The organism is Pyrinomonadaceae bacterium (assembly GCA_036277115.1).
Lineage (GTDB): Bacteria > Acidobacteriota > Blastocatellia > Pyrinomonadales > Pyrinomonadaceae > UBA11740.
In genome coordinates, this window is sequence record DASUNM010000021.1 from 191,017 (window position 1) to 215,295 (window position 24,279).

The window sequence follows — 24,279 nt, forward strand, 5'->3', positions numbered from 1 at the left end:
GCTGAGCGTCTTCTTCACAAGGCCCGGACGTGCAGCACTACGACAAGCATCGCCCAGCCAACCCAGGCGGCGAATCCGGCTGCCCGCGGACGCGGCACGCGTATCGGCGCAATCATGGCCACGGCGCAGCCGATCATAATCACTGCGGCGGCCAACGGGCGTGGCGACCAGAGGAGCGATGTTGATATAACCAGGGCGCACAATGGCGCCGGCACTCCGACAAACCAGGGGCCGTCACCGTGCTTGAGATTGTAATAAGCGAGTCGGGTGATAGCCGCGAGGGAATATAGAAACGCGCAGCCCCACCATGCGAGAGTTGCTCCCCGTGTCAAAGCAGTGCTGTCTGACGCGAGTACGATCACCGGAACAAAGCCTGACGTCACGGCATCGGCGAGGCTATCGAGTTGCACGCCGTACGCGGACTGAAAGCGGGTCCTCCGAAACAACCGAGCGAAGCGCCCGTCCAAGGTGTCGGCAATAACGGCTACTGCTATGAACGCCCCGGCAGCAGAGCGTTGATGCATGATCGCGGACGCCGCAGCCGCGCAGCCTGACAACAGCGCTGCGTACGTGAGCAGATTGCTCAAATGGATTGAGCCCGCGGGTCCGGTCGGTTCCGGGTCAGGAGCGGGGTTGTTCACGAGATGGGCCAGGGGAGGCGTTTGTGCAGGGCCAGCCACGTACGCATGACCCGGGGAAGATACGGCTGCGGTCGAAAGCGATGGATCATCGCATACATTGCCAGCCGGTCGACGATGAAGTCACAAAGTGCGGCTCTAAATCCTTCCTCCCATTCGACTGGATTGATGATTGCGCTCGTTTGTTCTTCAAGCAGGCTGCGGTAACGCCGGATCCAAGTCGGCGCATCATCAGCCGCTGTCTCAGGCGCCAGCACGAAACAGAGAAACTCGGCCAGATCCCGCTGCGGCGCTCCGATAGTTGCGAGCTCCCAGTCGTAGGCGCAGAGGCGCTGAGCTACGCCTCGCAAGCCGCGAAGCATCATGTTCCGCGGATTGAAATCGTTGTGAATCAGGACTTGCGGTGCGCGGCTGAGCGGCTGCCACCAGCGATCGATGCCGGAGAGCAGTGATTCATGCGCTTCAGCCAAATCGGATCCAGCCCAGTTCGTAAAAGCCGGTCGTGCGTTTGCGGCCAGGGCCGACCAGAAGGGAAGCATCTGGGCCATTTGCGCCGGGCTGCGCCGCGGCGGAAGCCAACTCTGCAAGACCAGATCCTCCCAACGATCGCGCCAGACGGCATGAAGAGCCGCCAGACCGCGCAGAGCGACTTCGATCTCCCCGCTGGTCCACGCGCGGTCCCAAGCATTGGCTACCTGCGCATCGCTCACGTACTCGAGCACGACCAGCCACTCGTCACGATCCTCGTCGCGCGACACGGCGAGCGGCTCCGGGATATGAAGGCGGAAGCGATCATCATCAGTTTCGTAGATCGCCAGTTCCCTGAGATGCCCGCGGGTCAACCCGACGTGATCGCGCCACGCCGCATATGACTCGCCCAGCTGTTGGCCGCACAGCCGCGCGACCTGTTCGCCGACCTCTATCGCATCCGAATCAGGAGGCTTGGACTTCAGCACCACGTCAATGACCGACGTATGTCCGGCTCGCGACTCGACCGTTAGTTGGGCCCGGCGAAGCCCGGGTCGACCTCCACGCCTCCACGAGGTCAGCTCGGCGACGATGCTATGGTCGCCATTCATAGGAGAGATCTTGACACTCGTGATGCGTAGCGCCGGATCACCGGTGCGACGCTGCAGCGAACGTTCGATTGCGATGACCAGAGGTCTGCTGAGACTCGCTTCACGATGCACGGTTGGAGCGCCGGACACGGACGGAATCAGACCCCGCTCCGCATAGGATTCGAAGTATTGATCGAGCAGTTGCGCATCCAGGGGCGGGCAGGCTGTCCCCGATTGCGCAAGAATCGTGTGGGAGAAATCCGATCGCGCGCGGCGGCGGCGTGTTTCCTCATAGAGCTCGGGAATAGCCAGGCCTCCTTCCTCGGGAATGGTCCGCAGAAAAAAGGCCCGCAAGGGATAGAGCGGGTTTGATGAAGTTAATGTCTCGCGCAGGCGCCGCGTCCAGTCGCGGTACGGGATTAGATCAAATGAGTAGCCGCGAAGACTCATCCACAGTACGCACTCGCGCCAATACCGCAACTGCGGGTTAACTAAATGATAGACACCGCCAGGGACGTCGTCTTGCGCAAGCTGCACCATGGCATCAGCCACGTGATCGACCGGGACGCAGTCCATCGCCCAGTCGAGATCGGGCGCCGCTCCCATTTCGATGCAGCCTCGGAAAAAGCGAGAGAGTAAGTCATCGGCATTAGATATTCCGGATGTTGAGTCGCCGGAAACGAGCGAAGGCCGCGCGACGGTTGCGCGACTGCCGCGCTGGGCTGCCTGTCGCACCAACGACTCGGCAACACATTTGCTCTGCGCGTAACCCAGGCGCAGGCCTCTCAAATTGAGGAGAGGGTCATCTGTCTCAAGCGCGTCGCCAATCGCGCCGGTGGAATAGCAAACCGCCAGGCTCGAAAGAAAGTGAAAGGATTTTGGCGTGCCGGCGCAGGCAAGACGAAGCAGTTCGCACGTGCCGAGGACGTTCACATCCCGAAGTTCTTCATACGGGCGGACCCAATCCACTGCGGCGGCGGCGTGATAGATGGCACCGACAGAGCCGGCGATAGCTTGGAAGTCGCGGCCGGCCATCCCCAAATGCGTTTGCGTAATGTCGCCGTAAACACAGCGGATACGCTTTGCAAAGCGCTCTTCCCAAATTCCGTACTGAATCAAATTTCGGCGCACACGAGCGCTGGCCTCCGTGCCATTCGGACGGACCAGGCAATAGACAACAGCCGGCGTGTCGCGCAAGAGCGCGCGCAGAAGATACGCGCCGACAAAACCCGTGCTGCCGGTCAAAAGCACGTCATCTGAAACCCGATCTTGAGACCGTGCCGGTACGATGTCCGCCGGCAACATCGCGTCTGCCAGCATTCCTGCAATGCTTTTCTCTTTGGACCGTTCATCGTCTTCAATGGTTAAGCCGCCGGCGCGCGATTCGATGAAACGCGAGAGCGATTCCAGAGTAGGACACTCAAAGAGCACTGCCGGGGGCAGCTCGTGGTTGAGCTCATCTTCGATCAGTGCAGTCAGTTCGGCTGCGGCAAGCGAATCCATGCCCATGGCTGCGAGCGGCACGGCCGGCTGGACATCGCCCACGGGGATGCGCAGCACATCGGCGGTGAGTTGCGCCAATCTCGGCCGCAACGCGTCGCTTGCCGTGAGATGGATGGCTGTCATATCTCGCTCGTCAGAAGCACGGCCCTAGAATCCGCTGGTCCCACATCGGGTTGGACCCACCGCACAATCTCAGCCAATTGCCCGCCGGATAACGCCTGGGCGCAGTCGCGATGGCGAATCTTGCCGCTGGATGTTTTCGGAATCGCTCCGGGTCTTAGCAGAGCGATCGTGTGGAGTTGAACGCCGTGAATTTCTGCGACGGCCCGGCGAATCGTGCCTATGAGTTCTGAGATCGCACGCGCGCCCTCGCGTAAGCGAAACGGCGCGTCGGGGAATTCCGGAGGATTCATCCGCGCGATCTCCAGGCGCCGCGGATCAACTTCAGCGGCAACGGCGATCCGCTCGTCGTCGTGCGCCTCAAGCGCGAATACAGCGGCGCAACCGGGACGGATGGCCGGGTGCTGGCGCTCAACCGTCAACTCGAGGTCCTGCGGATAGTGTTTGAAGCCCCGTACTATCAGTAGGTCTTTGAGTCGTCCCGCGACAAATAACTCGCCGTCGATGAGTGCGCCCAGGTCCCCCGTGCGCAGATACGGTCCGCTTCCATCGTCAGCGAGCATCGCGCCAAAAGTCTGCAAAGTTTCCTCTTCGCGTCGCCAGTAGCCTTTTGCAACGCTCGGCGAAGAAAGCCAAATCTCACCAATCTCGCGCGGCGCGCAACGCCGGCAGGTGTCGGGATTGACGATGAGAACGCGCGAGCCGAAGGCGGGCGGTCCACTCGACACCAGTGAGACTCGTCGGCCCGAGCCAACCGGCGACGCTTCCTCAATTTTTCCATCGCGCAGCGCGGCGGCATCGGCGTCGAGAAACACCGGCTCGTAGCTGCGCCGACCGCTGGTAACTACCAGCGTCGATTCGGCGAGGCCGTAAACCGGATAAAAGGATTTCCAATCGAAGCCGCAATCGCGGAAGGCCTTATTGAAGGCAGTCAGGGTATCGCGACGAATAGGCTCGGCGCCGTTGTATGCGACGCGCCAACTCGAAAGGTCGAGAGTGTCCCGCTGCTCAGCGCGAATCTTTCGAGTACAAAGGTCATATGCGAAGTTGGGCCCGCCACTGTTGGTCGCGCGATATTTACTAATCGCCCGCAGCCAGCTGATCGGACGTTGCAGAAAAGTGGCCGGCGCCATCAGATAAGCCGGGTAACCCGCATAGGCAGGCTCGAGAACTCCTTCGATCAACCCCATATCGTGGATGACCGGCAGCCAGGAAACCGAAATGCTGTCGTCGTCATTCTCTTCCACGTGATTGGCGACGGCGAGGTTGTGCAGGAGGTTGCCGTGCGTGACCATCACCGCACGAGGTGCGGCAGTCGAACCCGAAGTGTACTGAAGGAAGGCCAGAGTTGACGGGCCGGCGTCAGGTTCTTTCCACGAGGTGGCTGCGTCGTCCCCGAGTGAATCAGTGGCGATCCATGGAAGCGCACCAAGCGCGGGAACATGCGCAACCCAGGCAGACAAGGCCGCAACTCCGGCGGGGCAAAGGACAACGCTGGGCTCGGCATTAGCTATGATCGCTTTCAGGCGCGGCAGCGAGCGGGCGAGCTGCGAGCGGTGAGGTGGATAACAGGGTACGGCGATCACGCCCGCGTAGATTGCTCCGAAGAACGCGGTTATGAAATCGAGGCCCGGCGGATAAAGCAGAATGGCACGATCTCCCGGGCGCGCTCCTCGATCCGCGAGGGTGGCGGCGATGGCGCGCGCGCCGCGATCCAGTTGTCCATAGGTTAGCGCGGCGTTCTCGGTTTCGCCGTCGACTAGAAAAGTGTAGGCGCGACGGTTCCCCTGGTGCAGCGCCCGGTAACGCAGCATGGCGACCAGCGAGCGGAAGTCGTGCGTCATACAGCGGCCCTCATAACCTTGGGTTGTTGCGGTTCGATGCCAACGTCCGCCGGAAGCACACCGTCTGCGCGCAACGCGTCATGCACGCGGACGTAGAGATCGTGAACTCGATCGCGATTTGTCTCGAGATCCTCGAGCCGCCATGACGAGGTATCGATGGCCGGGAGGAAATAGACATCCACGTTCCCCGGTTGGGCTCCGTAACTTCTCCAGCCCTGCACTTTCGGCGGGATGTAAATGTAGATCGGGACGATAGGCGCCCGGAGGCTGGTGGCGAGATGAAATGCTCCTTTATTAAAGGCGCCGATTTCGCCGGTGGTGACGCACTTCCCTTCGGGGCTGAGGTACACAGAATCTCCGGTGCGCCGCAGGATGCGGTCGGCGCGGCTGAAAATCTGGCGCCTTCGCTCAGGAAACTCCTGAGGCACTGTCCAAAAGACACGGATGATGTATCCGATGATCAAGACGACGGGGAATTTGCGCAGATACCCGGAGAGGAAAAATCGCGCGCGCGGCAACCCGAGCGCCATCAAAAGCATGACATCGAGCGTCGACGTATGGTTCGAAATGTAGACGGTCTGGCGGTCGGGAAGCGGCTCGGAATAGTGCGTAGTGTAGTCAATACTCCAAATGCGAAGAACAGTGCGGCCGATCCAGCGGCCGATGACTTCGGAATAGAAGCGGCGGGCGAGGAAAAGCGTGGGGATCGCGGCCAGCAGCATCAGGAACGAGCCGGCCAGAAGAAATCCTGCTGAGCGTAGAATACGTCTAGCTTTGCTCATACTTGATCCTCCCGCCTGCAGATTACGGTCTGCATCGCAAAGTTGAGCTGCTTTTCGAAAGCCAGGATCGGGGCAAATAGTATCTGCCCGACAAAGTAGGGATAGATGGCCTTCGACAGATTAAGACCCTTACCCTTCAGTAGCTTGAAGGCGGCTCCGGCAAAGAAGTAAAAGAAGGCCGGGAACGCACCGTAGGGCAAATAGTCGACGACCTCCAGCCCGGCCTTCCGGACCATGCGCAAAAGCATCTCGCGGTCATAAAGCACGGTATGTTGTGGCGCCTGCAGGCCGGGCCACCGATTGCCATAAAGCCGGAAAGTGAGCGAATCCAGTCGGGGAACTTCAATCACGAGACGGCCGGATGGTTTCAGCAGATCTTTGGCCGTTTGAAGTGTGCGAACGGGATCGTAATCGTGTTCGAGGAAATGCCACATCGTAATCGCGTCAAAGCGTTCACTCTCGAGCGGCTGCTCGTAAAAAAGGCCGCAGTGGAACTCGACGCCTTCCAGCGAAGGGCAGTCGCTTAGATCCTTGAAGTCAACGCCTACGACGCGAGCGCCATAACGCGTGCGCACTTTCTGCAAGAAGGTTCCCACGGCGCACCCGACGTCGAGAACCTCACTCTCGGAATCGAGCGCGACGTACCGGAGCACGAGTTTTTCCTTCTGCCGGTCATGTCGATCCATCACCCAGTTGAAAAAACCGGTAAGCGGGCCCCAGCTTTTCTGCTTTCGGTGGGCGATGTACTCCTGATCGTAAAAGGGCTTGACGTGCTCGATGCCGAGCCGCGGGTTCTGATAGCGAAGCCCGCAGCGCGCGCATGTAATAAAGGTGAAGGTCCCGGGCTTGCCGGTGAGATCATCCTGAGCCGTGAGAAAGGGCACCGTTTCCGTGGCCTCGCAGTAGTAACACGGAACACTCTCAAACTTGGATTCGGGTCGCACGGACTCGACCGGTTCAATTTGTAGCGCAGTTGCTGTCATGCTCATCGCAGGAAACCTCCGGTCGAAAGCGCGAGCAGGGGAAGTCCTGCAAGGAGTCCCAACTCCGCGGCGAAAATCAACGGGGCCCCGCGCGACTGGCGAACCGCCCGGTCGCTAACCTGTTCGTAAATGCACAAGCCGAGATAGATCGCGCCAAGCGAGGGGAGCGCGGTGTTAAGCGCCAGGCCGTCCCAGTTCGCACAGGTCAAAAGAGAAATAGCCGGATACTTGAGGAGGAGGATGTGCGCTCCGGCGAGTGGACCGGCGCGAAGGCGCGTCCGGCGGTGATACCAAAGACCAAGGAAGATCGAAATCCCGGCGAAGACAGCAATGCGGGCGCCGGCGCGCGATTGGGACATCATCATGACCACGTCGCCGAGAGCGATCACCAACGCCAGCACAACGATCGGAGTTCGTCTCGACGCCCTTGATGCTTTGACCAACACTCTGTCCGGGTGGTGCAGGCGGTCGCTACCGAGATCAGCGAGGTCATCGACGATGCGGAAAACGAGAACCAACGTGTAAGCGAGGATGCAACTTCTTATGGCATCGCGAACCGTGGGAAGCGATCCTCCCGCGGCGGCGCCCGCGGCGGCGAGCAAGATGGCGAAGGGCACGAATACGCTTGCCGGATACCGCTCACGCCAGTAGTCGTAAATCAATTTAGTCGAGGACATGGACCTCCCCTCGATCGCCGTCAACTTCTATCTCTCCCGCCTGGAAGAGTTCACGCGTGGCATGCGCCACACCGACAACGCATGGAATTCCGAATTCGCGCGCGACAATCGCTCCGTGGGAAAGCATGCCGCCGCGTTCGATAACCAAACCCTTGATGAGGAAGAAGACTGGCGCCCAGCCCGGGTCTGTCTGACGTGTAATCAGGATGTCCTCCGCGGCCAGGCGGCCTGCCTCACTTGCGTCGCTTAGAACAACAGCGCGGCCGGTCACGCAGCCTCCGCATGCACCCGCGCCCCGCAGGGTGCGCGAACCTCCGTTGGCCGGATTGGCGTGACCGTTTCGCGGCCATGTTTCATTGCCAGGCGTGTGTCCATCCAGGGGGAGATATTCTCCTTCGGAAAGAGTGAAGTTATCCGCGGGGTGCATTGCCGCGAGGCGCTCGTGCGCGCGCTTTCGAAAAGCCGCCAGTTCCTGCACGTGATGCGGGAACATGGCGCTCCCGCCCGCAAGCTCATCGACCTCGGTGACAGTCAACCAGAAGACATCCTCTTGCCTGGCCAGATGTCCGCGCGCCACCAGCCGATCGCCCAGCGCTAACGCGACGCGGCGACAGCGGCTGTACAGAAGCGCCTGCTTGAGTCGCGCTCGCTCTCGATACGCGATGGCCGCTTGCGTCCAGCGGAGCACGGTGCGTAGGACGGCGGCACGGCTGACGAAGGGCAGCCACCAGGAGATCGGGCGGCCCCGCAACTTTCGCAGTAAGCGGCGCGTTTCAAGTTCACGTTCAGCCAGTTGCCGGCTGAGCGTCGCGTCAGGCGACTCGCCGTCCAGACGCGCATAGGCGCGAATGGTCTCAACCAGCAGTTCAGGTTGTTCCTGAAAGCTTGGTGCCGTGAGCATGAGTTCCGCGGAACACCGGAAACCCCATCGTTGCAAGTACTCTTCGAATCGCGCACGGAAGTCGGCAAATTCTGGATTGACTGCGAGTTGGTCAACAACTGATTCCGCTTCGCACTCAAATAAAGTGCGCAGCACCGGTTCAGTGCGAACGGCCCGCGACAGCTCCCAGAGGTGTTGCACGGGCTCTCCGCTGACGAGTTGGGGAATAGCTTTGAGGAGGGTATTGTGCAGCGCCCCGGATTTGCCGTCGCTGACTTGTTCAACCTGACGGCGCAGCATCGCGTAACACACCATGGCGGCCGCGTCGGCGAGGCTGGCGTTGATCCATCGATGACAGCGGATGTCCATCAGCTCGTTGAGCAGTAGCCGAAGATCGCGGAGGGGCAGGGAAGCGAGCCGTTGCGGTTCAGTGCGCTCGGCAAAATCGTCAACGAGCCGTTCGAACGACGCCACACGTCGCCCGAGGAAGAGATAGAGCCAAGAGGTCTTTAAGGCGATCACAACAAGCTCGGCAAATTCGCGCAGCCGGTTACTCTTGACCGGGGGCGCTCCGAGAGATCCGTTCGCTCCGACGAAGCTGTTGAATGCAGCAACCAGGGCATCGCCGAAGGGCGCCGTGCGAAGCACTGTGTGGATGTTCGTCAGGTTGTAATACATCCTGGCGCCGTGAACGCCGATGATGTGGCGGAGTGCATCGTCCATCGCAGCGATCCGCCGTTGCGAGAGGCCAAAAGCGTGGGCCAGATTTCGAAAATAGTGGGCGTAACCGGCGCTCGCGATCGAGTAGAGGAAGGGGGAGACGGGCTCCGGAAAGTTCTCGTTGATGTTGGCATCCGACCAGCGCACCGGGCGCCCGTGGGGAAGCGGCGCATTTACAGTCACGCTGGCGGTGATCGGACGCGACTGCACGATCTGAAGCGAGCCCGCCTGGTCGATCGCCCACTCAACGTCCTGTGCTCCGCCGAGCCCTTTTTCGAGCACCGCGGCGAGCCGGGCAAGCTCGGCGCGCCTGGCTCGAGAGAACAACTGGTTCTCGACGTTCTTGACTGATCGCTCGCCGGCGGAAAGCGCCTGGAATCCGGTCCCGTCTCGCTGAAGCACGAACCGCCCGGGATCGATCGCGCCGGCCACGAGCGCGTCACCAAGTCCTGGTGTGTACTCGACCAGAATTGTTCCTGCGGCGGTGCGGGTAAACAGGACGCCGGCGGCAACAGCGTCAACCTGGGTTTGCACGACGACACCCATGCCCCGAACTTCAAATCCTCGAGCGGCGCGGTATGCGATCGCGCGCTCGGACCAACATGAAGCCCAGCAGGCCAGCAAGGCATTCTCCAGTCCTGCCAAAGTTCGCACGTGAAGAATGGAATCAAGCTGCCCGGCGAACGAGGCTCGCTCGGAATCCTCGCCGACAGCCGAACTGCGCACGACGACTGGCCCACGACTGAGCAGCGCCTCGGCGGACGCAGCCAACAAATCGGAAAGCTTTGGCGAGAGGGAAGTATTGACAATCAGATCGCGAATGCGCGCCGACAACTGTCGTTGGGTCGCGAGACCGAGTTCCCCGGGAAGCGATCTGGTCTTCCACTGCGGCAGCGCGCGGATCTTCTCGGTCAGATCATTCTCTTCCAGGTGCGAGGCGAAAGCGGGCGCTGTAACGACAAAGCCGCTGGGCACGCGAAGACCAAGCTGCGAGATCCGGCAGAGGTTATACGCCTTACCGCCGACGAGCTCGGGAAGCGTCGCCTCGTCGAGCGGGACTATGTAGCCGGTGCTTTGCAGCACAGGCGCGGCTCGGACGGCAGCGGTTGTCATGCCGGTCGCCTCTTAACGCCCATTCGAAATAGCCACCAGCTGAACAACCAGTGGATCAAAGGCCCGAGAACAAGCACCCACACCCACGTCATCCACGGAGTGGGAACTGCGACAGTCACCGCTACGAGCATTCCGAGAATCGAGTCGGTGCGATCAATCGTGAAGCAGATTGCCGTGGTGATAGCAGACGCCGGTGCTTGTCCGGGCAGAATGCCTAACCTGCGCTTAACGAATGAATTTGGGATCTCCCCGGCCATAAAGCCGAATCCGGCCCAGGCCCCAAGCGCGGCGTATCCCGCCGGCGTTAACTGCCACAACGTAGCGGGAGGCACTCCTCGCGAAAAAGAAACCACGATGGCAACTGCGAGAAACGCCAGCGCCGCGGCTGGAATCATGACCACAAAGCCCCGCAGCGTCTTGTTCTCACCGAGGATAGGCCGTCCGCGAAACGTGCGGCCGCCATCAAGCGGAATCGCCAGGACCTGCGAGACTCGACTACGCAGCCACAATGACTGCAGCAGGCCGGCAAGCACGAAGGCCACAATTAAGAAGAGACCGCAGTGCAGTGGATCTGGCATGGTTGGGTTGGCTCAAATATCGACGCCCGTTTCGATCCGATTGTGAAACATGAAAGTCTCGCCGGGCATCGCGCGCACGCACTTCACCCACGTCCACCAATTTATTTCGTTCTGCGTGTTGTAAGAGATCGCGCGGAGTTGATACCCGGGCACGAATGGATACATGTGGTGGAGCTCATGAGCGTCGATATGCAGCAGCATCGCCGAAAGCCACGATGGGAAGACCAGGGATCGCGTGAACACCTGTTGCTCGACGGCGGGAAACGGAGGGACTGCCTTTCCCTGACTCAGGTTCTGAGGAATGTGCGTGTGCTGGCTCAAAATGATGAGCTCTTCCACGACGAAGGCAAGCAACGATGCAAGGAGCGTAATCCGCACCAGCGTCCTGGGACCGACGATAACCGCGACGGCCACATAAGCTAAGAGGAGCGTGATGATACTGATCGCGATACGCCGCCGGTCGTCCCCCTTAGAGAACAGCGAGCGGAGCCGGGGCAAGTTCCAGAAGTTATTGACGCGATACAGCGTGGCGAACAGTGGGATCCAGGACCTCCAGCATACGTTCATCAACACGCGCTCGGCCCGGCCGAGAGGACGAGGTACGAGCGCGGCAGTGGTGGGATCCACATCCTGCCATCCAGTCCATTTGTGATGACGGCCATGGACGCGCTTCCAGCAGCCGTAGGGGATCATCGAAAAAAAGCCGGCTACCCAACCAACGGGTGCATGCAGGGCCTTTGTGTGAAAGAGCGTTCCGTGTCCGCACTCATGAAGGAGAGCGAACCACTGGACCATCGCGGCAGCAAGAACCACCTGGCCCAGCAGCCACGACCACCAGTTTGGTTGGAGGGACAGCGCGACACCACCCACCGTGAGTAGAGCGGCCGAACTCAGCAGCGCGCCACCCGCCCAGTTCGATGTTCGCAAGTGCGCCATCGTGGCCGCAGATGGAGGAAGGCCTGGCACAGCGCCGTGATGCATCAGCATCTCTCCTTCTTGCGTCATTACGGAAGTCTCGGTTGTTTTCGGTTACCGTTCGTGGCGAAAAAATTCCGGTCGCGCAACAGTGATGTTAGTGTGGCGCATTCTAGTGAGGCGATGGAATTCAAGTCAACAAAACGTGCTTAAATAAAACATGCGCAGCGATGTCTTTGCAGAAGACTGAAAATTGCTGCAGGCAGGTAAGAACGAAAGATCGTCCCGGTAAAGCTGACAGAAATAAGCGCCGCAGTTTTCTTGATGAGAATTGCCAGCGAATGGGATGCGGGTGCACCGCGAGATTCGTTTCGATAGTTGCAGGCAGCCAGACTTGCCTCAAAAGTGCGAAAAGCAGCTCTCATTCACACCGGGCTTTAGCCCGGTGATAAGCGGAGCACGAGATTAGTGAACCGTTTTAACGGTTTACTGTTCTCCAGACACTCAGGCGATTGGCTACGAACGACTTACCCTGTGAAACGACACGGGCAAACCATTGAAACGGTTCCTCTGATTTTTATGGTCTTTCATCACGGGGCTGAAGCCCGGTGTGGATGAGAGTAAGACTCTCAGGTTTTTGAGGCAGAGCATCGGAGCTCAGATTTGCACCAGCAAGACTTACGGCTCCAACGCAGGTTCGTAGGTAACAATGAACTCCAGGAACTTAGACACTTCGATCATGTCCTTGCCTGTGAATCTGATGCTGTGCGCGTCGGTGCGTTCCACGATGCTCAGGTAACTCAGGACTTCTGATGGGCGGTAGTTTTTGAAACGCACATCCAACTGAATAGGGCCCGCAAGCTTGTGGGGCTTGAAATCTTTGAGTCGGCCGATGGCTTTCTTTACCTTCTCGCGGATTAGCTGGTAAGAAGCTTCGGGCATCATGGTCTTTGCCGAGTGAAAACCCGTCGACCATTTGACCACTGCGCCTTCGACATCTCCCAACAGCCTTGTAGTTTCTTTCACCACCGCGTCGTCGCCCGATACCATAATCACCGGCACGTTGAAGTGACCGGCGATCGCCGCATTGATGCCGGCCTCCGAGACCGAAACGCCTTTCAGTCGCACGTCAGCCAGGCGGGCACTTGATATTGTGTGCGCTCGCACCCCTTGAGGGTTAGTGGTCCCGGTGTGATAACCGATAAAGATGACGCCGGCGAAAGTCTCATCAATGCCCTGCATCATCATCAAAGGCCGCGGCCATGCGCGAACGAGCAGGATGTTCTTCGGCAGCTTCTCAATTAATAGGTTCTGCCCATTGCCGTGTGAGTCACTGACGACAATTTCCGTCGCGCCGGCTTCGAATGCGGCCTCGATCGCGGCGTTAACTTCCTGCGTCATGAACTCTCGGAACCGTTGATACTCAAACCCCTGAGGTCCTAATTGCTCGCCGGTTACCACGCCAACAACGCCTTCCATGTCCGCGGAAATGTAAATTTTCATTTTTCTTTCCTGCGCGTTAACGGTCAGGAGCGAGCCAAATATCAAGAGCGCCAAACAGACTACGCAAGATTTCATCCTAATCGCTCCTTATTTATAACGAAGTTGTCGGCATGAGAACGCTTTGCAGCCGGTCGAGTGCGCCTTGTAACACTTCATCTTCACGCGCAATGCACAGTCGCATGTAGTTGTCCCAGTGATCTTCGTCGGTGAAAGCATTCCCCGGTACGCCTCCCACTCCGGCTCGGTGCATCAACAACTGATTGAACTCCATCGCCCCGGTAAACCCTTCCGGGATGCGGGCCCAAACATAAAAGGCAGAACCTGAGTCAAAAGTCTTAAACCCAACCTGGTCAAGCACCCCAACAACCAGTTTCCTTTTCAGCGCAAACTTTTCGCGTAAACGTGTGTAGTAATCCGAGTCGGTCATTAACACTTCGCTTAAGGCACGCTGGAGCGGAGTCGGCGAGCATACGTAAAAGACATTATTGGCGCGATTGAGAGGGGAGATGAGACTCGAGTTGCCGTAAACATAACCCAGGCGCCAGCCCGAAATATTCCATGACTTGGAGAAAGAGTTGACTGTAATCGTTCGTTCCCACATGCCAGGCAGGGTCGCGATAGAAATATGGGGCTGACTTCCTACCACGTAGTGTTCATAAACCTCGTCTGATATGCAGAGGAGATCAAACTCGTGACAAACCGACGCAATGATTTCCAGTTCACTCGCGCTGAACACCTTTCCGGTAGGATTCACCGGTGTACAGAGAATAATTGCTTTCAGGGGAAACGACTGTCGGCTCTTCAACTCGCGGCAGCGCGCGCGTAATTCATCCCCGTCGAGTTCAAGGCTCTCACCGTGAAGCGCGAGTGCTTCAGTGCTTCCTCCCAACTCGTTGATGATGTGGCGGTGATAAGGATAGTAAGGTTCAAAGACGAGCGCGGCGGCGTTCCTTAGGTAACTTTGAGCGATTGCTACAAGTGCACCGGTCGCGCCGGGAGTAATTAATAATTCGAGCGGATCACTGTCGGGATCGATTCTGATGCCGTTGAAGGTAGAGATCTTTTCCGTCACGGCGAGGCGAAGTTCATCCAGACCTTCAGCCGGACCATAATGATTCTTGCCGGCGGAAATTATTCGCGCGGCCGCGTCGGCTAAAACGGGATTAATAGGCAGCTCCGACTGGCCCTGCACAAGGTTGCCGCTGGGAGGCACCAGTCTGGTAAGCGCTCTAATGTCAGGGCGGGATTTTCGTTGCATTGGTTTCATCGGCTCAATCAGTCTGCAATCTTATCTTCGGAAAAACTGTTTTTGTCTACTCGTAATGTCACTGAGAGGTTTAGTCCGGGCTATTCTAATGATGCTATCAGTCCCGCAAGCATAGCGCCGCGCCGCACGATATCCGAGATTAAGACGTGTTCATGTGCGGCGTGCGCGCCATCTCCATCCGGGCCAAGGCCATCGAGGACGGGAACACCAAGTGCCGCTACAAAATTGCCGTCCGAGGCTCCTCCGACTGAACGCTCTCTTAATTCAAAACCCAGACAACCTGCTACCGCGCGGGCGTGCTGATAAAGTCTCACCACTCCTTCGGTTCGTTCCAGTGGCCCACGATTGAGTCCACCCGCCACGGTTAGACGTATGCGCTTGTCGAACGGCTCCAGGTTGCGCATGAGCTCAGAGATTCGGTGAGCTTCTTTCATCCGACTGAATCGGACATCAACTTCGATTTGTGCTTCGGCCGCCACCACGTTGCTACGAGTGCCGCCACTCACGACCCCGACGTTGAAAGTCGTGCCGTTCGCTGAGTCTTTCATGGAGTGGAACCGTTCAGTTTGACGAGCAAGTTCGAGAATTGCACTGGCGCCTGCTTCGGGATTCAAACCAGCGTGCGCAGCAATTCCCTGGGCTGCGACGGTCCACATCGCCACACCCTTGCGCGCGGTCTTCACCTCTCCTCCCGGGGCCGGGGGCTCAAGCACCAGAGCTTGCTTCGTGCGCCGCGCTTCTTCCTCCACCAGCCGGCGCCCGGTGTTGCTTCCGCTTTCTTCATCGCACGTCAGGAGCAAAGACACCGGGTGGCGCGGTGAGATGTCGAGGGCACTCAAAGCGCGAAGCGACTCCAGGGCCAGCACACAGGAGGCCTTCATGTCGAAGATACCAGGACCATAAAGGCGTCCATCTTCCGCGCGCACACCTTGCGTGCGCAAGGTGCCGCGAGGATGAACCGTATCGGTGTGACCCAGCAGCAACGTTCGGGGAGTATCGCCGGCATGGTGATCGAACGCAGTCAGCTTTAAATGTTCGCCATAGCCACGCACAGGTATTCTCTCGACTGTTGTGATGGCCGGAATCTCTGCAGCAGTACTGACAAGCAGATCGACGACAGCACGACTGCCCTCGAAGTCGCCGGATGGCGATTCAGTCTCAACCAGCCGACAAATCGATTCAAGAATCTCATCTTGCCGGCTCGACAAAAACGTATGGAGCGCCAGGATCCCGGTAGAATCAGGAGGGTTCATGATCTGCTGGCTCAAGTGTATTCGTCGCTACGATCTTTCAATGGCTTCAGCCGAACTAATAAATTGTTCTACCGCGGCTGAGAAGGTACACCCCAACGGAACAATCATTTCTTGACGAAACATGAAAGTCCTCAACGAGGTACCCCGCAGACATCGCCTCGCTAAAGGCTCGGCGAGTTTCTTCGCGCCACTCTGAGGCGAGTTGTGGGCTTTCAATCTGCAATGAGTTGATCTCTGAAGGGATTTCGATTGAAAGAAATTTTTGCTCAGAGTCTTTCGCTGACGCTGCCCTCTCAGGCGCGTTGTTTGGTCCGAATCGGACCAGAGGAGATATGCTTCGCAGCTCAGGCGTTAATATTCTGCTTCGGCCACTTTCCTGCAGTCGGTCCAGGACTCGTCGGCTATCGAGCCGCCACGTGACCCAGAGTCGATCGGTGCCCATGCCAATCTGAAGTAAAAATCCAGATGTGCTTTCACCATAAAAGTTAATTTTGTACGTGTCGGACAACACTCCGAGTTTTGTGAAATTAAAGTGCGCGTTCAAACTCTGAAGCGGGTCAAACGTCCACGTCATGGTATCAATGCCTTGTGCGAGCGCGCGGTCTCGCTGAGCAAGCTTAAGTCGGTAGCCGAGGTTCAAATTGCGATGCGATGGCGTGACCGCCAGCATGTGCGAATGATGGACCAGACGTTCTTTCTCACGGCCCACGAAACTGTACGCAAAGCCCACCAACGCCGGCCCGTCAAACGCGCTTAAAAGAATTGCGCCCACTTCCCGAGTCGCAGCCAGGATGTTAAGCGGGACAACATCGCGATCGTCGGATTGCCAGACCTCCTTCTGAAGATTCTCAACCTCTCGCATTTCTGAGCGGAGTGTTATCTCCCGGATAGTAATTGGCTGTTTTGCTATGGCGCTGGACACAATGACTATTAAGCCAGATCCCCATTGGAACCTTTCGGCTCCCGATACCAACGGGAGCCCGACGCGTACTCTCTGTCGGTCGGTCTTAATCGCGTGAGCGCACGCTTGGGATCGATATGAGAGCAGGCTACGTGGATCGCGTTAATCGCCGCTGTCGGGGCGACATACGAATTAAGGAAGGACGGGCTGACAACGGAAGTCACGAGATGAGTATCGCAGTAGCGCGCCAACGGTGACGTATCGCTGTCAGTGATTCCAAAAGTCGGGACCCCCTGTTTTTTGGCCCGCAGTACGGAATCGACCGTATCCTTCAGGCATTGCCCGAAGCTGATCGCCACGAGTGCATCCTTCGGCGTCAGGACTTTCACCTTGTATTGCAGCGTTCCGGTGCTGCCCGTCGGCGCCTCCGCGTCAAATCCCAGCGCTGACAATCCGTAGGCGAGATAAAAAGCCAGCGAAGCGGCGAAGTCCAATCCGACCACGAGGACGCGGCGCGACCGTTTGATTAGCTTAGCTACTTCTATGAGGCGCTCTCTATCCAAATCCGATTTCAAAGTATTTATGTTATCGAGCGCTTTCTCCAAAGCATGATCGATATGATCGGCGACGCTGGCTTTCTCGCGGGTCGCCGCTTTTAGAACAGCGTACGGCGTGATTCGCGTGACGAAGTGCTGTCGCAGGTCGGCGGAAAAATCAGAATAACTCTGATAACCCAACACCTGGGTCGCACGGAGAATAGTGGTGGCGTCGACGCGATAGCGTTTAGCTAATTCACGAGATGAGAGGAAGCAAGTTTCCTCCGCGGAGTCGAGTATGGCCCTGATCAACTCGCGGCGGCGTGGATTAAGCACCGATTGCGCCTGCGCGAACCGAGTCGCCAGAACGGAAATCCTTCCGTCAGAGTTCAAGTCATGGTCGGTAGTTGAGCGTCTTTTCTTCCGATGTGAGTTTGACCTGTTCATCTTTTGATTTTCCTGGTTCGCAGAAATCAGGATCTCTTGTGGCCGAGTCATCACGTAGCGCGGTCGGCCATTTATCGGGGCGCAAGATAGCAGAACTCGGTTCGACGCACAAGACCCCGTGCAGCATGTGCGGCATTATTGACTTTCTGCAGCACTTGCGTTATACCCCTTCGCGAGTTCCAGTAAAAGTCTTCCCTAAAAACGAGAATCATGATGACCCTGTACGGCGATTCTGTGGAATTACGGTGCTGCTGCTCGTGGTCTTGTGACTTCGAGCCGAGCGCGGAAGCACGCTCACGCTCAACAGAAACCTGACTTTGGAACTAGCGTGACACAACTTTTTTGGAGGTAGGACAAAGCCATGAGAATTATGCGACTCATCGTTGGTGTTGGCCTCGCATGTTTACTTTTCGGCGTGCCTGCATTAGCCCAAACCGCCGGCACGGGAGCAGTTACCGGAACGGTAACCGATCCACAAGGTGCAAGCGTGACCGGTGTGCAAGTGACGATCGTCAACGAAGCGACCGGCGAGAAACGCAATGCTGTCAGCCAGGACAACGGCGATTACGCCTTTTCGCAACTGCTGCCCGGCGCCTACCGTATCGAGTTTTTCAAGTCAGGCTTTAAGAGGGCGATCAAGGCGGGGCTTCGTGTCAACGTGACGGAGACAAGCCGGCTCGACATCCAGCTTGAAGTAGGCGAAATGACTCAGACAGTCAGCGTGACCACTGAGACCGAATTATTGCAATCGGAGTCTCCCGCGCTGGGACGAGTCGCAGATGAGATCGCGGTAAAGAATCTTCCGCTGGTTACTCGCAACTACACTCAGATCGTGACGCTCTCGCCCGGGATTTCAGCCGGAGTGACGAATGCGACCGCGTTGGGACGCGGGACGGGGGGCGAGTCGGGAGGAGGATTCCGCTCAAACGGAGCGTTCGGTGGCGACAATAACTTCCAGATGAATGGCGTGCAGATTAACGACCTTCAGGCGAGCGGCGGCTTTAGTGGCGGCATCGCCATTCCCAGTCCCGATGCAATTCAGGAATTCAAAGTGCAGACCGGTCTGTACGACGCCTCTTTCGGGCGCAACGCCGGGTCGAACGTAAACGTCGTGACTAAAAGCGGTGGTAATGCGTTTCATGGTTCGGCATTCGAGTTTTTCCGTAACGATGTACTCAACGCGAACGACTTTTTCCGAAACCGTGCCGGACAACCCCGCGGCATCTTGAGACAGAACTTGTTTGGAGGCACGGTCGGCGGTCCGATCAAGAAAGACAAATTGCTCTTCTTCTTTTCTTACCAGGGGACTCGGCAGATTAACGGAGTAGGCGGGGGCTCAACCGCCAACATCTCCTCGCCGGCGTTCACCAACGATCGCTCGCGCGCCGCATTGGGAGCTTTGTTTGCAGGGCAACGAGGCACCTTCCAGACGCAACTTGGCAACGTTGGACCAGCCATTCTCGCTGACGGTTCAAACATCAGCTCGCAGGCCATCGCTCTGTTGAATCTGCGACACCCGAACGGGGCATTTGTGATTCCGACTCCGCAAACAGTTAATCCAGCGTTGCCGTTTGACGTGCGCGGTTTTTCCGCGTTCAGCGAACCCGGCACCTTCGACGAAGATCAGTTCATGATAAACCTGGACTTGCTGCACACGGACAAAAGCAAGATCTATGGCCGCTTCTTTGCGGCGGATAGTGACCTGGTGAACCCGTTTCCGACAAGCCAAACAGGGACTCCTACCGTCCCCGGCTTCCCGGTATTTATCCCCAACAAGTTCAGGAACCTTTCGCTGGCCCACGTCTACATGTTTAACCCCACGGTGGTCAATCAGTTTGATTTCGGGTTCCACCGCACAGAGGTCGGCAACCTGCAACAGGAGCCATTCACGTTTGCGGACATCGGAGTGAATGCGCCGCCAGTCGCCAATCAGTTCCCGGTGATTGGGGCGGGTACGATGGCTACCGGCGGAAATGGTCAGAGCGTGCGAGTGAATCAGGATCATTTCAACTTCCAGGACTCGGTGACTTGGATGCGCGGACGTCACACATTCCGTTTAGGTGGTGGCTACACTCGCAGCAAGCTCGACCTGGATGACTTCACCTTCTTCGGCGGAATCATAACGACGAGTTGGGCTGACATATTGCTGGGTCTTCCTGCCGCCGGCAATGGCACCCCGTTCAGCAATATCTTTCTGTCCATAGACCTGCCCGGCGATCTCAATCGCTCGTGGATCGTCAACGACGGGAACTTGTATATCCAGGACGATATAAAATTGACTCCTTCATTTACCTTGAATCTCGGGTTGCGTTATGAGCGACTTGGGCATCTCGGTGACACCGGCGGGCGAAACTCAGGGTTCGATATCAGCCTGGCCAATCCCGATCCACCGGCTGGTGGCACCCTCGCAGGCTTCACCGTTTCCAATAACTTTCCGGGTACTGTTCCAGCGGGCGTGACGCAGTTAGATAATGAGTTCGGCACTCGGGGAGAAGGACAGAATAACTTTGATCCACGAATCGGCTTCGCCTGGCGGTTGCCGAACTCCTTCCTGCCATTCTCAGAGCGGATGGTTCTGCGCGGAGGCTATGGGATATATCACACGCGTGCGACCGGACAAGCCTTTCTTCAGTTGGCGACTGCACGGCCCTTCGCCGCGCTGCGTCAGTTTCAAGGCGCCCCAAACGCCGCCGCCTCTATTGCGAATCCATTTCAGCCTGAGCCCGTGTTGCCTGCATTTGCGCCTTATTCGCCGACGACGGCGCTGACAACTTCGCTGGTCGTTCCGAATTATCGCCCACCAAAAACGCAGCAGTACAACTTGAGCCTGCAGGCAGATCTCGGACGCAACTATCTGGCGGAAGCCGGCTACGTGGGAACGCGCGGCTCTAACCTCGTCTTTTCTCACTCACTCAACCAAGCCCTGCTGGCCAGTGCGTCCAATCCGATTCGTGGCGTGACGACTAACACAGCGGCGAATGTCCCGCTGCGCGTGCCCATCCGGGGTTTTACGGCAACCGGCCTGAACGCTATCGATTCGAGTGCTACCTCGCGTTACGACAGTCTGCAACTTAGCCTCACGAAGCGGTTCAGCGGTGGGTTGCAGTTTCTCGCTGCTTACACGTTCGCCCATGCTTACAGCGACGCGGCCGCAAACACTTCGGCTGCGGGTACTGGTGGAATCGCCGGAAACCAGAATGACCGGCGTGCCACTTACGGCCGCACCGACTTCAATCGCGAGCACCGGTTCGTTTTGAGTTACGTCTATGATTTCCCCAGTCCAAAACAATTCAACTCAGTGGTGAACCACTTGTTGGGCGGGTGGTCACTCGCGGGTGTGACCACGATCCAATCGGGTGTCCCGCTTAGCCTAACCGGCACGAACGCACAAAACGCCTTTGGCATCACGAGTGACCGAGCGCCATTGGCCGCCGGGTGCACGCACGCGAACCTGGTTACGTCCGGTTCCACAGTCAGCAGGTTGGGCGGAGCCAGCGGTGGGTCGGGTTACTTCAACAGGGTGTGTGTAAACGGCCTGCTCGCGGTTGGTGGCGCTCCTGTTTGGCCGCTGATCGAACCTGGCGGCGGCAGGGATTTCGGCAACAGTGGTGTGGGCATCGTGATTGGCCCGGGTCAAAATAACTCCGACATCGCGATCATCAAACGGACACCCCTGCGCTTTATCAATGAGAGCGCTAATGTCGAGTTCCGCACCGAGCTTTTCAACGCTTTCAACCATCCGCAGTTCGGCAACCCCGGCACCAATGCTTCCGCGGCCACATTTGGGGTGATCTCAACTACCTCAGTGAACCCGCGGATCATTCAGTTTGGGCTGAAGTTGAACTTTTAACGAGGATAAGTTTCGCCGCTCCCTTTTTCTTATTCGACTCCCCGTTTATGAACCTGCGGCGGTTTGAAGGAACCGCCGCAGTGTTAGTGGCGAGCGTCAAGATGTCGAACCAGCGTGAGAAACCTTTGTTGAAGGAGTTAAGCAATTGCCTCATCTAAATCGATATGCAAAAAGGCTTTGGGTATTAGGCTTCGCACTGGTCATGCTGACCGTGCCGCAAATCCAGGCCAGGCGAATCAAATGACGACCGAGTTGCATTTGGAGAGGTTAGAGCTGCGCGAGATCGAATTGCCGCTGATATCTCCGTTCGAGACCAGTTTCGGCCGCACCACCCGCCGTCGCATCTTGATCGTGAGAGCTTTCGACAAAAGCGGCGCCTCCGGTTATGGCGAGTGCGTGGCCGCCGAAAAGCCTTTCTTCAATTACGAAACGATCGATACCGCGTGGTTGATTACCACGAAGCACATCGGTCCGCTCCTGACCCAGGCTCGTGTCAAAAGCGCCGCCGAAGTGAACGGCTCGGTGGCGCAAATTCGCGGTCATCGGATGGCCAAGGGCGGTGTCGAGACCGCGGTGTGGGACCTGGAAGCGAAACTGGCCGGCCGTCCTTTGTGGCAATACCTCGGCGGTACGCGCGATGAGATCAACTGTGGAGTCTCAATCGGATTACAGGAAACAACTGAAGAGTTGTTGGATAAAGTTGCCGTCGAACTGGACGCCGGTTATCAGCGGATCAAAATCAAAATCAAACCGGGTAAGGATATTCAGTTGGTCGAAGCGATTCGGTCACAGTTTCCGAATATCACGCTCTCGGTTGATGCTAATTCGGCCTACTCGCTGAATGGGCACTTGAGTGTAGTTAAACAGCTCGATAATTATCGGCTGCTCATGATCGAACAGCCGCTGACCGCGGGCGACCTGGTTGACCACGCGAAACTGCAAAGCCAAATCAAGACTCGCATCTGTCTTGATGAGTCGATCGTTTCGCTTGACGACGTCCGCCACGCTCTGGAATTGGGCGCGTGCCGAATCGTCAACATCAAACTGGGGCGCGTGGGTGGCCACACCGAAGCGCGGCAGATTCAAGCTTACGCGGCAGATCGCGGGGTTCCTGTGTGGTGTGGCGGAATGCTGGAATCCGGCATCGGCCGCGCGCATAACATCGCAATGTCAACCCAGTCCGGATTCACTCTGCCCGGGGATGTCTCGGCTTCGAAGCGTTACTGGGAAGAGGACATCATCGATCCGCCCGTCAAAGTCTCGCGGCAAGGCACGATCAAGGCACCGACCGGTCCCGGAATCGGCTTTGACGTTAATGAAGATCGAATCGAGGCGTTGACGGTCAGGCGGGAGACGGTTCGCTTAGACACATAAACTAACGGGATTTTTGCAGCCCCGTAGGGGCCAAATGTTTATAGCTGGCAAGCGGCCCCAGAATTATCAAGCTCCTTTAGGAGCGGAATGTGCGGAACAAGCTCCAAATACTTTCGGCGGATACTAAACATTTCGCTCCTGACGGAGCTTTAATAACTAAGGCCAGCTAGGGTTCTATAAACATTTCGCTCCTGGCGGAGCGAAGACGCTGGCTTTCATCTCATTCCATGAACGATTTTTTCAAGCGCTATCTCCTGCCGGGTTTTGTCTTCGAAGCGGCAGTGATTGGCGGGGGCTATGCCACCGGGCGCGAGCTGGTCGAGTTTTTTCTGCCGGCCGGAGCGTGGGGTGGTTTGTTGGGGATGGCCGTCAGCATGCTGTTGTGGAGTGTCGTGCTGATGATCAGTTTCGAGTTGGCGCGACGCGCACGAGCTTACGACTACCGTTCGTTCTTCAAATTGTTGCTTGGTCCAGCCTGGTTCCTGTTCGAGATAGCCTACATCCTTCTCATGATTATCATACTGGCGGTGATGGGAGCGGCGGCCGGTGAAATCACGAACAACCTGTTTGGCTTGCCGAAACTGGTCGGCTCGCTCGCCATGATCGCCGCCACCGCTTTCGTGCTGTTTAATAGCAACGCCACGATCGAGAAATTCCTGGCGATGTCGGTCGGCTACCTGTACCTCGTTTACATCGTCTTTGTTATCTGGAGTATTTTCGCGTTTGGCGATCGTATCGCGGCCAACTTTTCGTCGGTTCCGGTGAGCGGCAATTGGTTCAAGGCCGGTCTTACTTATGCCGGTTACAACGTGGCGTGTATTCCGGCGGTGCTTTTTTGCATCCGGCACCTGACGCACCGCCGCGAAGCACTCGTCGCAGGGTTCTTAGCTGGCCCTCTCGGCATGCTGCCGGGTTTCGTTTTTTACATCGCGATGATGGGCTACTACCACGAGATCGGAGCGGTCGCATTGCCCTCAGCTTTTCTGCTGGACAAGCTCGGAGCGCCGTGGTTCGCGTGGGCATTTCAGATTGCGGTGCTGCTGACACTGGTAGACACCGGAGTGGCCCTGCTGCATGCGATTAACGAACGAGTGGCGAGAACGTTCGAGGAGCGGAAGCGGCCCATGCCGCGATTTCTGCGGCCCGCCATTTCGGGGGGCATCATGGTCGTGTCCGTATACGCCGCCGCCGCGGTTGGTCTGGTGAGTCTAATTGCTCAGGGTTATGGACTGCTCACCTACGCCTTTATTCTGCTGTTGATTCTGCCGGTACTAACAGTGGGCATCTGGCGAATTGTGCGCCCCGCGAGTGTGTCGGCAACATGAACACGTGAAATT

17 protein-coding genes are annotated in these 24,279 nt (G+C 57.8%); 3 read left to right on the forward strand and 14 right to left on the reverse strand.

Annotation, left to right across the window (positions count from 1 at the left end; translation table 11 throughout):
• Window positions 1-14 precede the first annotated feature (14 nt).
• From VFX97_05120 to VFX97_05185, 14 genes are all read right to left on the reverse strand, one after another.
• On the reverse strand, window positions 15-641 hold the full coding sequence (locus VFX97_05120) for a CDP-alcohol phosphatidyltransferase family protein (protein ID HEX5702579.1): 627 nt from the start codon (window positions 639-641) through the stop codon (window positions 15-17).
• A complete protein-coding gene (locus VFX97_05125; protein ID HEX5702580.1) occupies window positions 638-3,322 on the reverse strand; it encodes a thioester reductase domain-containing protein in 2,685 nt (894 codons plus the stop codon). Before VFX97_05125 ends, VFX97_05120 begins: the two co-directional genes overlap by 4 nt.
• Window positions 3,319-5,163, reverse strand: a complete 1,845-nt coding sequence (locus VFX97_05130) for a fatty acyl-AMP ligase (protein HEX5702581.1) — start codon at window positions 5,161-5,163, stop codon at window positions 3,319-3,321. The genes VFX97_05125 and VFX97_05130 overlap by 4 nt, the downstream gene beginning before the upstream one ends.
• On the reverse strand, window positions 5,160-5,945 hold the full coding sequence (locus VFX97_05135) for a lysophospholipid acyltransferase family protein (GenBank protein HEX5702582.1): 786 nt from the start codon (window positions 5,943-5,945) through the stop codon (window positions 5,160-5,162). Before VFX97_05135 ends, VFX97_05130 begins: the two co-directional genes overlap by 4 nt.
• A complete protein-coding gene (locus VFX97_05140) occupies window positions 5,942-6,934 on the reverse strand; it encodes a class I SAM-dependent methyltransferase (GenBank protein ID HEX5702583.1) in 993 nt (330 codons plus the stop codon). Before VFX97_05140 ends, VFX97_05135 begins: the two co-directional genes overlap by 4 nt.
• Entirely contained in the window at window positions 6,931-7,605 is a 675-nt protein-coding gene (locus VFX97_05145; protein HEX5702584.1) for a hypothetical protein, read from the reverse strand. The genes VFX97_05140 and VFX97_05145 overlap by 4 nt, the downstream gene beginning before the upstream one ends.
• On the reverse strand, window positions 7,592-10,318 hold the full coding sequence (locus VFX97_05150) for a PEP/pyruvate-binding domain-containing protein (protein HEX5702585.1): 2,727 nt from the start codon (window positions 10,316-10,318) through the stop codon (window positions 7,592-7,594). The genes VFX97_05145 and VFX97_05150 overlap by 14 nt, the downstream gene beginning before the upstream one ends.
• Window positions 10,315-10,896, reverse strand: a complete 582-nt coding sequence (locus VFX97_05155) for a CDP-archaeol synthase (protein HEX5702586.1) — start codon at window positions 10,894-10,896, stop codon at window positions 10,315-10,317. Before VFX97_05155 ends, VFX97_05150 begins: the two co-directional genes overlap by 4 nt.
• 12 nt (window positions 10,897-10,908) lie before the next feature.
• Window positions 10,909-11,901: a fatty acid desaturase gene (locus VFX97_05160; GenBank protein ID HEX5702587.1), complete on the reverse strand. Its 993-nt coding sequence runs from the start codon at window positions 11,899-11,901 to the stop codon at window positions 10,909-10,911.
• A 588-nt stretch (window positions 11,902-12,489) separates the two neighbouring features.
• The gene (locus VFX97_05165; GenBank protein HEX5702588.1) at window positions 12,490-13,314 is read right to left on the reverse strand and encodes a M55 family metallopeptidase; all 825 of its coding nucleotides are present in this window, start codon (window positions 13,312-13,314) and stop codon (window positions 12,490-12,492) included.
• 91 nt (window positions 13,315-13,405) lie between these two features.
• Window positions 13,406-14,572 carry a pyridoxal phosphate-dependent aminotransferase gene (locus VFX97_05170; protein ID HEX5702589.1) on the reverse strand — a complete coding sequence of 389 codons (1,167 nt, stop codon included), beginning with the start codon at window positions 14,570-14,572 and terminating at the stop codon, window positions 13,406-13,408.
• 89 nt (window positions 14,573-14,661) lie between these two features.
• Window positions 14,662-15,834 (reverse strand): M20 family metallopeptidase, encoded by a 1,173-nt coding sequence (locus VFX97_05175; protein ID HEX5702590.1) that lies wholly within the window; start codon window positions 15,832-15,834, stop codon window positions 14,662-14,664.
• A gap of 55 nt (window positions 15,835-15,889) precedes the next feature.
• On the reverse strand, window positions 15,890-16,696 hold the full coding sequence (locus tag VFX97_05180) for a GNAT family N-acetyltransferase (GenBank protein HEX5702591.1): 807 nt from the start codon (window positions 16,694-16,696) through the stop codon (window positions 15,890-15,892).
• 68 nt (window positions 16,697-16,764) lie between these two features.
• Window positions 16,765-17,718 carry a MurR/RpiR family transcriptional regulator gene (locus VFX97_05185; protein HEX5702592.1) on the reverse strand — a complete coding sequence of 318 codons (954 nt, stop codon included), beginning with the start codon at window positions 17,716-17,718 and terminating at the stop codon, window positions 16,765-16,767.
• 370 nt (window positions 17,719-18,088) lie between these two features.
• Between VFX97_05185 and VFX97_05190 the strand changes: the two genes are divergently transcribed.
• The 3 genes from VFX97_05190 to VFX97_05200 all read left to right on the forward strand — a co-directional run bounded on the left by VFX97_05190 (window position 18,089) and on the right by VFX97_05200 (window position 24,267).
• Window positions 18,089-21,568: a TonB-dependent receptor gene (locus VFX97_05190; protein ID HEX5702593.1), complete on the forward strand. Its 3,480-nt coding sequence runs from the start codon at window positions 18,089-18,091 to the stop codon at window positions 21,566-21,568.
• Between the two features lie 240 nt (window positions 21,569-21,808).
• A complete protein-coding gene (gene menC / locus VFX97_05195; GenBank protein HEX5702594.1) occupies window positions 21,809-22,942 on the forward strand; it encodes an o-succinylbenzoate synthase in 1,134 nt (377 codons plus the stop codon).
• Between the two features lie 227 nt (window positions 22,943-23,169).
• Window positions 23,170-24,267, forward strand: coding sequence for a hypothetical protein (locus VFX97_05200; GenBank protein ID HEX5702595.1), 1,098 nt, complete (start codon window positions 23,170-23,172; stop codon window positions 24,265-24,267).
• Window positions 24,268-24,279: the final 12 nt, after the last annotated feature.